At 70.3% G+C, this 13,074-nt stretch carries 9 protein-coding genes; 4 read left to right on the top strand and 5 right to left on the bottom strand.

Features of this window, described 5'->3' with window-relative positions:
- Positions 1-316: 316 nt before the first annotated feature.
- The gene (locus FND50_RS14455) at positions 317-2,455 is read right to left on the bottom strand and encodes an ATP-dependent DNA helicase UvrD2 (protein WP_005564831.1); all 2,139 of its coding nucleotides are present in this window, start codon (positions 2,453-2,455) and stop codon (positions 317-319) included.
- A gap of 80 nt (positions 2,456-2,535) precedes the next feature.
- Here FND50_RS14455 and FND50_RS14450 point away from each other — a divergent pair, with 80 nt between their 5' ends.
- Positions 2,536-2,790 (top strand): mycoredoxin, encoded by a 255-nt coding sequence (locus FND50_RS14450; protein WP_037245224.1) that lies wholly within the window; start codon positions 2,536-2,538, stop codon positions 2,788-2,790.
- Here FND50_RS14450 and nudC read toward each other — a convergent pair.
- The gene (gene nudC / locus FND50_RS14445; protein ID WP_144286183.1) at positions 2,787-3,698 is read right to left on the bottom strand and encodes an NAD(+) diphosphatase; all 912 of its coding nucleotides are present in this window, start codon (positions 3,696-3,698) and stop codon (positions 2,787-2,789) included. The two genes, FND50_RS14450 and nudC, sit on opposite strands and share 4 nt — an antisense overlap.
- A gap of 20 nt (positions 3,699-3,718) precedes the next feature.
- Positions 3,719-4,786, bottom strand: a complete 1,068-nt coding sequence (locus tag FND50_RS14440) for a TrkA family potassium uptake protein (RefSeq protein WP_005259666.1) — start codon at positions 4,784-4,786, stop codon at positions 3,719-3,721.
- Between the two features lie 121 nt (positions 4,787-4,907).
- Between FND50_RS14440 and FND50_RS14435 the strand changes: the two genes are divergently transcribed.
- Complete coding sequence (locus FND50_RS14435; protein WP_144286182.1) at positions 4,908-5,306, top strand: MauE/DoxX family redox-associated membrane protein; 399 nt, start codon at positions 4,908-4,910, stop codon at positions 5,304-5,306.
- Here the strand turns inward: FND50_RS14435 and FND50_RS14430 are convergent.
- A complete protein-coding gene (locus FND50_RS14430) occupies positions 5,272-8,619 on the bottom strand; it encodes an ATP-dependent helicase (protein ID WP_144286181.1) in 3,348 nt (1,115 codons plus the stop codon). The two genes, FND50_RS14435 and FND50_RS14430, sit on opposite strands and share 35 nt — an antisense overlap.
- A complete protein-coding gene (locus tag FND50_RS14425; protein WP_144286180.1) occupies positions 8,616-11,912 on the bottom strand; it encodes an ATP-dependent DNA helicase in 3,297 nt (1,098 codons plus the stop codon). The genes FND50_RS14430 and FND50_RS14425 overlap by 4 nt, the downstream gene beginning before the upstream one ends.
- 56 nt (positions 11,913-11,968) lie before the next feature.
- On the opposite strand from FND50_RS14425, the gene FND50_RS14420 reads away from it, so the two are divergent.
- Positions 11,969-12,754, top strand: coding sequence for an alpha/beta fold hydrolase (locus FND50_RS14420; RefSeq protein WP_144286179.1), 786 nt, complete (start codon positions 11,969-11,971; stop codon positions 12,752-12,754).
- Between the two features lie 10 nt (positions 12,755-12,764).
- Entirely contained in the window at positions 12,765-13,073 is a 309-nt protein-coding gene (locus FND50_RS14415; protein ID WP_005564818.1) for an MGMT family protein, read from the top strand.
- Position 13,074 lies beyond the last annotated feature (1 nt).

Here is a 13,074-nt window from a genome sequence, read left to right as displayed (position 1 = left end):
GATCTACCGAGGAATTCCTCGACAACTCCGATACACGGACTCGACTGCTGCTGCGGGACGACGACGGGCTGCCGACCAGACAATCGCCGGTGCCGTTTCCGCCGCGTTCATGCCGAACAGCGCGGAGGCAGCAGCGACTGCCGTCTCATGTGCTTGGAACTTCGTCATTTCACTGCCACCTCCATTTCTTCTCGATCCGATGTGAACCACACGGGTCTCCCCGCGCACTGAAACCACAGTAGGCAATTCTCCAGAACCGCACAACCTATTTTTGACCTGCAGTGATGCGCGCTACCCCCTGCTGCGTGAGAGTCGTTCAGGGACTACCGCTTCCCTTGATCACACCGAGGACGTCCTCGCCGAACTGCTCGAGCTTCTTCGCACCGATCCCGGGGATCGCGACGAGCCCGCGATCGTCCTGCGGCCGCTGCTCGGCGAGAGCCGTCAACGTGTTGTCGCTGAACACCACGTACGCCGGGACCTTCAGCTCCCGCGACTTCTCGAGCCGCCACGACCGCAGCGATTCGAGCAGCTCAACGTCGACATTGGACGGGCAGCCCTCGCAACGACCGAGCATGGTCGCGGTCGTCCCGATCAGCTGTTTTCCGCACAGCCGGCACCGTGGACGCTTCTTGTTGCTCTTGACGGGCGCCGCGATCCGCGAGGCAGGTGAATCTTCAGGGATGAGTCCGTGCAGGAACCGCGAACGGCGCCGCGACTTGCGGCCCCCCTCGTTCCGGGACAGTGCCCACGACATCTGCAGGTGCTCCCGGGCGCGGGTCACGCCGACGTACAGCAACCGGCGCTCCTCCTCGACGGCCGCCTCGTCCGGTGCCGAGTTGGAGTCGCCGAGCACGTGCTGGATGGGCAGAGTTCCGTCGGTGAGCCCGACGAGGAACACGGCGTCCCACTCGAGCCCCTTGGCGGCGTGCAGGGACGCGAGTGTCACACCCTGCACGACGGGTGGATGCCGCGCCTCGGCCCGCAGACTCAGTTCGCGTAACAGCGCGTCGAGGGTCAACTCCGGATCCTGGGTCAGCTGTTCCTCGGTGAGCGCGACCAGCGCCGACAGCGACGACCACCGTTCGCGAGCCTGCGCACCCGCCGGTTCCGCGTCGGTCAGCCCCAGCGGAGCGAGGACGGCGCGGACGAGCGTGACCAGGTCGGCGCCGACCGCATCCGGCAGGTCGTCGCGACCTGCGGCCTGGCGCAGCGCCGCGACGGCCTGGCGCACCTCGGTGCGCGTGAAGAATCCCTCACCGCCCCGGACCTGATACGGGATGTCGAGTTTCGTCAGCGCCTGCTCATGTACCTCGGACTGGGCGTTGATCCGGTACAGGACCGCGATCTCCGCGGCCGGAGTGCCGGACGCGATGAGCCGCTTGATCGTGCGCGCCACCCCGGCGGCCTCGGCCGGCTCGTCGTCGAACTCGACGAAACTCGGCTCCGGCCCGGAGTCGCGTTGCCCGATCAGCTGCAGGCGGGTGCCCGCGATCCTGCCGCGGGCCGCTCCGATCACGCGGTTCGCCATCGACACGACCTCGGGAGTGGAACGGTAGTCGCGCTCGAGGCGGACGACGGTGGCCTCCGGGAACCGGCGCGAGAAGTCGAGCAGGTAGTTGGGTGTGGCGCCGGTGAACGAGTAGATGGTCTGGTTGGCGTCACCGACGACGGTGAGATCGTCCCGCTCCCCGAGCCAGGCGTCGAGGACCCGCTGCTGCAGCGGAGTGACGTCCTGGTACTCGTCCACGACGAAGCACCGGTACCGGTCGCGGAACTCCTCGGCGACAGCCGAATGCTCCTCGAGTGCCGCCGCCGTGTGGAGCAGGAGATCGTCGAAATCGAGGAGCATCCCGTCCTGGCCGCGGGCCTTGAGCTGCTCGTAGCCGTGATACACCTCGGCGACCTTCGCGGCGTCGACCGGCGCCTCCCGGCGTAACTTCGCCACCGCGCGCGGGTAGTCCTCCGGCGCGATCAGCGACGCCTTGGCCCATTCGATCTCGCTCGCCAGGTCGCGGACGCTCTCCGTGCTGGTGGACAGTCCGACCCGTCCGGCGGCGGACGACACGACCGCGAACTTGCGGTCCAGCAGCCGCCACTCGGTGTCGCCGATCACCTGCGGCCAGAAGTACCTCAGCTGCCGCAGCGCGGCGGCGTGGAACGTGCGCGCCTGAACCTGCGCTCCCCCGTCGCCGATCCCCAGGCTGCGCAGCCGGCCGCGCATCTCGCCTGCCGCGCGAGCCGTGAACGTCACCGCCAGCACCTGCCCCGCGGCGACGTGCCCACTGGCCACGAGGTGCGCGATACGCCGGGTGATGGTCCGGGTCTTCCCTGTTCCGGCCCCCGCCAGCACACACACCGGACCCCGGGGAGCGAGTACCGCTGCGGACTGTTCGGGATCGAGACCGGTACTCGTCACCTCTGCTGCGCCGGCTGCTGACATGGCGTCCATCATGACAGGGGCGACCGACACGGCGCGAAGCGGACGAACACCGCAGTGGGAACACACGACGGAGTCGTGGTGTTATATCCGCCGTGACTGCTACCGACACCCCCGCCCTGACCATCTACTCCACCACCTGGTGCGGCTACTGCCGGCGCCTGAAGACGCAGCTGGACGAATCCGGCATCGGCTACGTGGAGATCGACATCGAGGACGATCCGGCATCGGCGGAGTTCGTCGGCAGCGTCAACGGCGGCAACCACGTCGTCCCCACCGTCAAGTTCGCCGACGGCAGCACCGCGACCAACCCGTCGTTGTCGCAGGTCAAGAAACTCCTCGGCGTCTAGGACTCCGTCGCTGCTCCCGCCCAGGACTCGATGATCCCGCGAGCGATGGAAATCGAGCCGGGGAGCAGCAGCGGGGCGTCGGTGTCCGACGCCCAGTCGCCGAGTTCGAGTGCCGTGCGCACCTCGTCCCGAGTGAACCACCGGGCCTCGGCGATCTCGCCGTCCGCGAACGTCAGCGGGGCGTCGGGATCGCCGACGGCCGCGAACCCGATCATCACCGAACGGGGAAACGGCCACGGCTGGCTGCCGAGGTAGCGCACGTCACGGACGTCGACACCCACTTCTTCCTTGATCTCCCGGACGACGCACGTTTCGAGCGATTCACCGGCCTCGACGAATCCGGCCAGGATCGAGAACCGCCGCGCCGGCCACGTGGGCTGCCGGGCCAGCAGGACGCGATCTCCGCCGTCGTGCACGAGGCAGATGACCGCCGGATCGGTGCGGGGAAATTCCTCGTGCCCGGTGCTCGTCGAGATCCGCGACCATCCCGACATCGTCGGCTCCGACGGCGCGCCGTCGAGCGCACTGAAGCCTGCGCTGTCGTGCCAGTTGAGCATCGCGAGCGCCCCGGTGAGTACCCCGGCGTCCGCGTCGTCCAGCGTCCCGCCCAGCATCCGGAGATCGGCCAGCTCGCCGGTCAGCGCCTGCACCCGTACCGCCCACACGTGCCGATCCTTGCGGATGCCGAGGAAGATCGCGCCCCGTTGCGGTTCGGGGCCGAGTTCGGTGGCGTCCGCGAACACCAGCCCGTCGTCGCCCACCCGCACCTGTCCGCGGTGATTGACGCGCAGTAGCAGCGCATCCCGCCAGCCCGCTCGCAGCGCGTCCGTGTCCGAACGCAATTCCTCGGCCCGCCCCACGGCGGAGCGGGACAGGAGCGGGGTGTCGTTCAGCCGGAATGCAGTCACGCCGTCGACACTACTGCCGATCAGTTGGCGACCCGACGGATGTACAGCAGTCGGTCGTTCTCCTCGATCGAATCGACCTCCGGCGAGCCGACCCGGATCAACCGCCCTTCCCGCACCACACCGAGCACGATGTCCGCGAGGTGACGCGGGGAGCCGCCGATCTCGTCCCGCTCCACGGGGCGTTCCGCGATCGCGAAACCGGCCTCCGGAGTCAGGAGGTCCTCCATCATCTCGACGACGCTCGGCGTCTTCGTGGCGATGCCGAGGAGCCGGCCGGCGGTCTCGGAGGACACGACGACCGAATCGGCGCCGGACTGCCGGAGCAGGTGCGTGTTCTCGGATTCGCGGATCGCCGCGACGATCTTCGCCTTCGGTGCGATCTCGCGGGCCGTCAGCGTCACCAGCACCGCGGTGTCGTCACGGTTGGCCGCGACGATGATCGCCGACGCGTTCTGCGCGCCCGCCAACCGCAGCACGTCCGATTTGGTGGCGGACCCGTGGACCGTGACGAGGCCCTTGCTGGCCGCCGAGTCGAGCACCGCGTGGTCGGTGTCGACCACCACGATCTCCGACGGCGGAACGTCGTCGCCGAGCATCGCGTCGATCGCGGTGCGTCCCTTGGTTCCGTAGCCGATCACCACGGTGTGATTGCGCACGTGCTGCCTCCAACGCTGAATTTTGAACGCCTGCCGGGAGCTCTGCGTGAGCGCGGAGAGAGTCGTACCGACCAGGACGATGAGGAAGAAGATTCGAAGAGGCGTGATCAGGAGAACGTTGACGAGCCTCGCGGACGGTGTGAACGGCGTGATGTCGCCGTAGCCCGTCGTCGACAACGACACCGTCGCGTAGTAGATGCAGTCGAGCAGCGACAATTCGTTGTCCTGCGCGTCGCGGTAGCCCGCCCGGTCGATGTACACGATGAGAACCGCCAACGCCAACGCCGCCAGGGCGATACCCACGCGACGGTAGATCGCCCGCGCCGGACTGGTCTGCAGCTCCGGAATCCGGAGTACACCCACCAACGCGAAGTCGGGCCGGTCGGTCAGGGTGTCCGACCTGCTCAATCTCTCACGCAGCCTACCGGCCATATGTTCGTCTCCACGTTGCACTGAACTCCGACATCGGCTGGCAGCCTAACCCCGATTGCCCCGTCGGTGACACGTCGGAGCCTCGTTGTCGCGAACCGAGTTGTTCGGGCAAGCTGACGTCATGCAACGAGAGAGCCACACACCACGACCGAGCCAGAAGCCCGCACTCCGCCTTGCCGCGCTTCTGCTCGGCGCGGGCACGATGCACTTCGTCGCCCCCAAGTTCTTCGACTCCACGGTCCCCACCCAGCTTCCGGGCGATGCCCGCACCTACACGTACGTGTCGGGGATCGCCGAGTTCGCCATCGGCACGGCGCTCGCCGTGCCGCGAACCCGCCGGCTCGGTGGCGGCCTCGCTGCTCTCCTGTTCGTCGCCGTCTTCCCCGCCAACGTCAACATGGCAGTGGACTGGCTGAAGAGCTCCAAGACGACGAACGTGCAGAAAGCCGGAGTGCTGCTGCGTCTTCCGTTGCAGATCCCGTTGGTCACCGAGTCGTTGAAGGCTCGGCGTCGGGCCTGATCTCCTCGTCGGGAGAACCGGCGGAACGGAGCAGACGGGCGAGCGCGTCGGCGTCGGGCAGGTGATCCGGCGCAATTGTCCGCCCGGTCCGCACGTAGTGGAAGGCGGCGCGCACCCGCTCGATCGGAACGTCCATCAGTTCGGCCCACGCCAGCCGGTACGCGGCCAGCTGCATCACGACGGCCTTCTCGTTGGCCGCGCTCGGCTCGGCGCCGGTCTTCCAGTCGATCACCGTCCACCCGCCGTCGGGATCGGTGAACACCGCGTCGATCCGGCCGCGCAGCACCGTCCCCGCCACCGACGTCTCGAACGGCACCTCGACCTCGGTCGGGTTGCGGTCGGCCCAGGGCGAGCGCAGGAACGCGTCCTGCAGGGTCGCGAGGTCGGTGTCGGGGCCCGCACCGGTGTCGGCGGCACCGGGCAGCTCGTCGAGGTCGAGCAGCCGGGTGGCCCCGAAGCGGCGCTCCACCCAGGCGTGGAACGCGGTACCGCGCCGCGCGAGCGGATTCGGCGGGTACGGCAGCGGACGCCTCAGCCGGGCGGCCAGGGCGTCCGGGTCGGCTTCGAGTTCGACGAGCTGGCTCACCGACAACTGACCGGGTAACACCACCTCGGTGCGGGCGTTCGCCCGCGCCTCCCGCTCGGCGAGAAGGGCGTCGACGTCGGCTGCCCAGTTCTCGGGATCGTCGTCCCCGCCTGCCGGTGCCGTCTCGCCTGCACTCTTGAGCGCCGCCACGACCAACGCCGCGCCGCGCTCGACCGACTCCCGGCGGAGCCCGAGCGGATCCCGCGGCCACGCAGCCGACTTGGGGGTACTGGTCAGCGGGTTCTGCTCGTCGGGTTCGGGTGCGGGCGCCCAGATGTCGACGATCCCGATTCCCTCGTGCTCCTCGTCGGTCACCGTGTCGCGCAGTTCGGTGAGGAACTCCGACGGACCCTTGGGCTCCGTTCCGGATTCTGCCCAGTGGTGACCCGACGCGAACAGCACCCGTTCGGTGCGGGTGAGTGCGACGTAGAACAGCCGGCGGTCCTCGTCGAGTTTGCGGGCCGCCAGCGCCGCCTTGTGCGCCTTCACGGCCTCCTCGAGGTCTTTCCGGTCGTACAGGTTCTCGAGCTCGAGAACGGGCACGCCGTCGGCCGACTCCCCCGGCCGCGCACGGTCTCCGCGCAGCGAGGGCGGCAGTTCACCGACGGCACCGAGCCAGGACCCGGACGCCGTCCGCGAGGGAAAGACGCCGGCCGTCAGGTGCGGTACCGCCACCACTTCCCACTCCAGCCCCTTGGCCGAGTGCACCGTCAGCACCTGGACGCGGTGCGGGTCCACCTCGACTTCGCCCGGAGCCAAACCCTTTTCGACCGATTCCGCGGCCGACAGAAAGGCGAGCAGTCCGGTGACGGTGGCCGACGTGCGGCTCGCGTACCCGGCGACGACGTCGGCGAAGGCGTCGAGATGTTCGCGGCCCGCACTCCCCCGCGCCGACCGACGCGTCCGGGCCTGTGCTTCGATGCCGATACCCAACACCCGTTCGACCTCGGCCACCAGCTCGGTGAGTGGCTGCCCGATCCGCTCACGCAGAGACGCCAACTCCGCCGCGACGGCGGTGATCCGTGCGTAACCGACCTGCGAATAGCGTTCGGCTGGACCGGGATCCGCCAGTGCATCCGCCAGCCCGGCCTGCTCCGCGTGCTCACCGGGCAGCGCCTCGCCGACGGCGTCGGCCAGGGCGGACGAATCGGTGACGGCGCCGGTGGTGCCGTAGCCGGTTCCGATGGCCAGTTCGGAGGCTCGCCGCGACAGCGCCGTCAGGTCGGCGGCCCCGATCTGCCATCTCGCCCCGGTCAGCATTCGCACGGCGGCACTGCCCGCCATCGGGTCGGCGACCACCCGGAGCATCGCGATCACGTCGGCCACCTCGGGGGTGTGGAGCAGTCCACCGAGACCGACCACTTCGACCGGCAGACCCCGGGACCGCAGCACCTCCGCGATCGGTGCGGCGTCGGCGTTGCGACGGATCAGCACCGCGGCGGTCGGCGGGTCCTCGCCCCGGCTCGTGGCGTCCGCGTACTGTTCGGCGATGCGGTCGGCCACCCATTCGCGTTCCTGCACTACGTCACCGGTGAGGGCCAACCGCACATCACCCGGGACGGCCTGCGGTCGCGCCCGCAGAGTGCTGACCGACACGCCCCGCTCACGCAGGGACGCCGACGCCATGTTGGCCAGCGCCAGTGCCTCCGGCGGGTTGCGCCAGCTCGTGAGCAGTTCCAGGGTCGGCGCCGGATCTCCGTTCGTCAGCGGGAAGTCCGTTGCGAAGCGGGGCAGGTTCGCCGCCGAGGCACCCCGCCACCCGTAGATCGACTGCATGGGGTCGCCCACCGCGGTGAGCGCGAGGTCACCGTCGAGACCGCCGCCGAACAGGGACGACAGCAGCACCCGCTGCGAGTGTCCCGTGTCCTGGTACTCGTCGAGCAGCACCACCCGGAAGCGGGTGCGCTCGGCGAGTCCGACTTCGGGGTGGTCCGCGGCGACGCGTGCCGCGAGCGACATCTGGCTGCCGAAGTCGAGCGCACCTTCGCGGCGCAGCGTGTCCGCGAGACGCTGCACCAGGGGAAGGAGATCCACCCGCCGGTGCTGGGTGTCGAGGATGTCGAGCAGTTCCTTGCCGGGGCCGCCACGCTGTCGCGGTCCGGCGGGCAGGGTGTGGACGAGCTTGTCGAGCTCGGTGTGCGCCTCCCGCAGATCGTCCGGTTCGACGAGGTGCTCGGCCAGCTGCCCGGACAACGCGAGTACGGCTTCGGTGACCGACGCCGGATTCCGGTCGGTGTCGAGGTCGCCGTCCCACGAGCTGACCACCCGGTGCGCCAGCTGCCACAGTTCCGTCTCCGACAGGAGCGTCGCCGAGGGTTCGATGGGCAGCAGGAGCCCGTGCTCGGACAGCAGTCGCCCGGCGTAGGAGTGGTAGGTGCTGACTTCCGGTTCGCCCGCGAGGATCCGCGACCGCAGGTCGCCGTTCGGGTCGACCCTGCGGAGCAGGTCCGAACCCGCCAGCCGGGCAAGGCGTTTCCTGATCCGGGCAGTCAGCTGCTGCGCCGCCTTCCGGGTGAACGTCAGCCCCAGCACCGCCTCGGGGTCGACGACACCGTTGGCCACCAGCCACACGACGCGGGCCGCCATCGTCTCGGTCTTGCCCGCGCCCGCCCCCGCGACGACGAGGGTCGGGCCGAGGGGGGCCGCGATGACGGCGGCCTGCTCCGGGGTGGGTGGATGCTGCCCCAGGCCGATGGCGAGTTCCACCGGGTCGATACGGACGGTCATTCCGACGTCACCTGCCGTCCCTCGTCGTGCGCGGGGCAACTCGTGCGCACCGGGCAGTGCCGGCAACCGTCGTTGACGCGGGCGAGGAACTCCGGTCCCTTTGTGGCCGCCGCTGCCGCGTGGATCACCGCGAGCCACGTCTCGAGGTCCTCGTCCGACAGCGGTGCCTGCACCCGCTGGGTGGCGCCTTCCTTCTTGTGCGGTTTGGCGACGAAGACCAGCCGCGCCCCACCGGGTTTCGACGCCGGCTCCCCGTCGATCGCGCCGGTCGCCGCCGCCACCTGGTACGCCGCCAGCTGGGCGTGCTGCTGGGCGTCGTCCTTGGTGACCGGTGAGCGGGCGGTCTTCACGTCGACGATGACGGGCCTGCCCTCGGCATCGCGTTCGAGCCGGTCGATCCGCCCCCGCAACCGGATCGTCGGGGAACCCTCTTCCTGCGGTTCCAGGACACCGTCGACCGCCACCTCGACACCGACCTCGGTGAGTTCGGATCGGGTGTTCCCGAGCCAGGCGGTGAACGTGGCAAGCATGTCCCGGGTGCGGTCGAGTTCACGCCGCGAGTACCACTGAGATCCCAGATCGATCGAATCCCAGGCGTTCTCGAGTGCGCGTTCCACCTGATCGGGCGGGATGCGGCCGGCGAGCGCCTGCACCAGCGTGTGCACGAGCGTTCCGGCGATGGCGTGGGTGTTGTCGCCGTCCGTCCCGCCGTGGCGTTCGAGCAGCCACCGCAACGGGCACGTGTTGAGCAGGTCGATGGTGGACGGCGACAACGACACCGGTCCGTCCTCCTCGTTCCACAACGCCACGCCGGTGCTCGGTTCGGCGGTGCCGTACCACTGGTCCGGGTGTGCGCCGCGCACTCCGGCGTCGGCGAGCCGGGCGAGTTGCCGCGCCGCGCGGTCCTGCCGGGCGGGATCGGATTCCGCGACGTCCGGATCGCAGACCACGCTGCGCAATTCGGCGACGAGGGCAGGCAGGGCCAGGACCCGGGTCGCCGGATCCTCCGCCTGCACGACCGCCTCCTCGACGTCCGAATCCTGGTCTCCGGCGAGCAACTCGTCGACGAAACGGGAGTGAACGAGATCGGCGTCGCCGCTGGCCGAGTCGACCGCGGTGACGAGCAGGCTCCGCCTCGCCCGGCTGCACGCCACCAGGAACAGCCTGCGTTCCTCGGCGAGGAGCGGTGCGGTGCGCGACATCCGGTCGGCGGCCGTCTCGCTGCCGTCGGACACTCCGGCGGTCAGGTCGATCAGCGCCTCGGTGCCCAGCAGGCTGCCGCGGGCCCGCAGGCTCGGCCACAGCCCTTCCTGCACACCGGCGACCGCGACGACGTCCCATTCGCGGCCGGCAGCCGAGTGGGCGCTGAGCACCGAGACGGCGTCGACCGGGACGGCGGAGACGTTCCGCGTGGTGGGAATGGCTTGCCCGGTGAGGTAGTCGACGAACCCGGCGAGCTGTGCACGCGGGAGGCGGTCGACGTAACTCGCCGCGGCGTCGAACAGGGCGACCACGGCGTCGAGGTCGCGGTCGGCCTGTGCCCCGATCGGACCTCCGCGGGCGGAAGCCGCCGACCAGCGGCGTTCGAGTCCGGTGGCCTGCCATGCCGCCCACAGCACGTCCTCGATGCCGCGCCCACGGTCCAGGGGCACCTTCGCCTTGCGCAGCACGGACAGCACCCGGTTCAGGGATGCTGCCTCGACGTCGGTCAGCTTGGCCGTGACCCTGCGGGTGCTGTCGGTCTCGCCCACCAGCACGAGACGGAGGAGCTCGGCGGAGTCGCGGTCGCCGCCGGACGCCAGCTCGGCGCGCCGCAGTCCCCGGCGAAGACGCCGAAGCGCCACGGGTTCCGCGCCGCCGACGGGGCCGGCGAGCAGGGCGAGCGCGTCCTCGCCCGTGAATTCCTGCCCCGACAGTGCCCGCAGCACCAGCATCAGTCCCGACACCCCGTGCTGACGGGCCAGCGGCAACTCGGACGCCGCGGTGGTGACGGGCACACCCGCACCCAGCAGGGCACGACGCAGCGGCGCCAGGGCGCGCGGCACCGAGCGCACGATCACCGCCATCTCCGACCACTGCACCTCGTCGAGGAGGTGGGCGCGACGCAGGGTGTCGGCGATGAGCGCAGCCTCTTTCGCCGCCGTGCTCAGGACCCGGACCGACGTCCGGCCGCCGTCCTGCGCCGGGCTCCAGATCCGATGCGGCAGATGCCCCGGCAGCCGGGACGTGATCCGGGCTGCCGCGGTCGCGACCTCCGCCGAACTGCGAAAGTTGACCGGCAGCAACACCTGCCGGGCATCACCCTTGTCGGCCAGTTCGGCGAGGAACGTCGGGTCGGCCCCGCGGAAGCCGTAGATCGACTGGTCCGGGTCGCCGGCGACGACCGTGGTGCGGGTACCGGTGCCGACGAGCCGGACGAGTTCCGCGGCCTGCGGATCGAGGTGCTGAGCGTCGTCGACGAGCAGGTGCCGCACCCGGGCCCGCTCCGTGCGCAGCAGGTCCGGGTCGGTGGCGAACGCGGTGAGGGCCGCACCGATCAGTTCGGCGGCGTCCAGCGCAGGCGCGGTGGCCTCGGGGGCCTCGACACCGACGGCTCCGCGTAGCAGCATGCCGTGCTCGTACCGGGCGGCGAACATTCCCGCCGCCACCCACTCGGGACGGGTGTGCCGCCGACCCAGTTTGATCAGGTCTTCGGGGCCGAGGCCGCGCTCGCTCGAGCGCAGCATGAGGTCGCGCAGTTCGACGGCGAAGCCGCCCAGTGCCAGTGCGGGACGCAGACGTTCGGGCCACATCTCGCCGCCGTCCGCGATGTCGCCGTGCAGCATCTCGCGCAGCACGGCGTCCTGCTCGGCGCCGGTGATGAGGCGCGGGGGCGGGTTTCCGTGGGCGGCGGCCTGCAGCCTCAGCACCGCGAAGGCGTAGGAGTGGACGGTGCGTACGAGCGGTTCGCGCGTGGCACGGGGGCCGTGGTGTTCGTCGTGGCCGATGAGCGCGGCGGTGACCTCTTCGCGCACCCGGCCGGCCGCTCGCTTCGACTGCGTCAGCACCAGCACCGACTCCGGGTCTTCGCCACCGGCGATCCGGTCGACCGCGACGTCCACGAGAAGCGACGTCTTGCCCGTTCCCGGGCCGCCGAGCACCTGCCAGGGATTCCAGCCCATTCCCAGGGGCGGCGCGGTGAGGACCCGTTGCGTGGCGTCGTCCCACACCCGGGCCTCGCGGACCGGGTTCTGACGGTGCACGAGCCGGGCACGGGGAACCGACGTCCTGGTGCGCACCGCCGATTCCGTCATGGGTGGCATTCCACCAGAACGGTCCGACATCTCGTGCGGCGACCCGATCCGGCATCATGGGTCACGTGTCAGCACTGAATACGTACCTGTTCGGCGCCGAGGACGGCACGGAGATCCTCGCCCTGCACGGACTCACCGGTCACGGCAGACGGTGGGAGGCGCTGGCCACCGACCAGCTGCCGGACGCCCGCTGGATCTCCCCGGACCTGCTCGGGCACGGCCGTTCCACGTGGGCGCCGCCGTGGAACCTCGAATCCCACGTCGCGAGCCTCGTCGACACACTCGACGCGTATGCGCGGGGACCCGTCCTGGTGGTGGCCCACTCGTTCGGGTGCGCCCTGGCACTGCACCTGTCGCGCGCCGTCCCCGACCGCGTCCGGGGACTCGTGTTGCTCGATCCCGCGATCGGGCTCGATCCCGAGGTGATGCAGTCGGTGGCGGATCTCACCATCTCGTCCCCCGACTACACCGACGTCGCGGAGGCTCGATCCGAGAAAGTGCACGGCTCGTGGGGTGAAGTGGCCCGCGACGTCCTCGAGAACGAGATCGCCGAACACCTGGTGCCGCTGGCGAACGGCCGGGTCAACTGGCGGCTGTCCACCCCCGCCGTCGTCACGGCGTGGGGCGAACTCGCACGCGAGGCCGTCCTGCCGCCCGCGCACCTGCCGACCGTCCTCGTGCAGGCGTCGAAGGTGCAGCCGCCGTATGTCACACCCGAATTCCGCAAGGCTCTCACCGACCATCTGGGCGACAACCTGACCGCCGTCGACCTCGACTGCGATCACATGGTGCCGCAGGCCCGGCCCGACGAGGTCGCCGCGCTCGTCCGCACGCTCCTCTGATGGTCGCGTGATGGTCGCGACGACGGAGGAACAGGTCGAGGCGGTCCGCGCACTGGTCGCGTCGATTCCGCCCGGACGGGTGGCCACGTACGGCGACATCGCCTCGGCGGCAGGGCTGTCCAGTGCGCGGACGGTCGGCTGGATCATGCGCACCGACTCCGCCGACCTGCCCTGGCACCGGGTGCTGGGCGCGTCGGGACGACCGGCGCCGCATCTCGCGCACCGGCAGATCGCGAAGCTCGAACTCGAGGGTGTTCCCATCCGGGACGGCCGCGTGGATCTCGCGGCGGCCCGGCACCGGTTCGATCAGTCCGGCTGAC

This window comes from Rhodococcus sp. WB9 (assembly GCF_007558985.1).
In the GTDB taxonomy this organism is placed as follows: domain Bacteria; phylum Actinomycetota; class Actinomycetes; order Mycobacteriales; family Mycobacteriaceae; genus Rhodococcus_F; species Rhodococcus_F opacus.
Note: the sequence above shows the minus strand (reverse complement) of the source record. Positions and strands in the feature narration are given on the sequence as shown.

Coding starts and splice junctions, on each gene's coding strand:
- FND50_RS14455 (WP_005564831.1), bottom strand. CDS start 2,455: ATGATGGACGCCATGTCAGCAGCCGGCGCAGCAGAGGTGACGAGTACC.
- FND50_RS14440 (WP_005259666.1), bottom strand. CDS start 4,786: ATGGCCGGTAGGCTGCGTGAGAGATTGAGCAGGTCGGACACCCTGACC.
- FND50_RS14425 (WP_144286180.1), bottom strand. CDS start 11,912: ATGACGGAATCGGCGGTGCGCACCAGGACGTCGGTTCCCCGTGCCCGG.
- FND50_RS14430 (WP_144286181.1), bottom strand. CDS start 8,619: ATGACCGTCCGTATCGACCCGGTGGAACTCGCCATCGGCCTGGGGCAG.
- FND50_RS14415 (WP_005564818.1), top strand. CDS start 12,765: ATGGTCGCGACGACGGAGGAACAGGTCGAGGCGGTCCGCGCACTGGTC.
- FND50_RS14420 (WP_144286179.1), top strand. CDS start 11,969: ATGGGTCACGTGTCAGCACTGAATACGTACCTGTTCGGCGCCGAGGAC.
- FND50_RS14435 (WP_144286182.1), top strand. CDS start 4,908: ATGCAACGAGAGAGCCACACACCACGACCGAGCCAGAAGCCCGCACTC.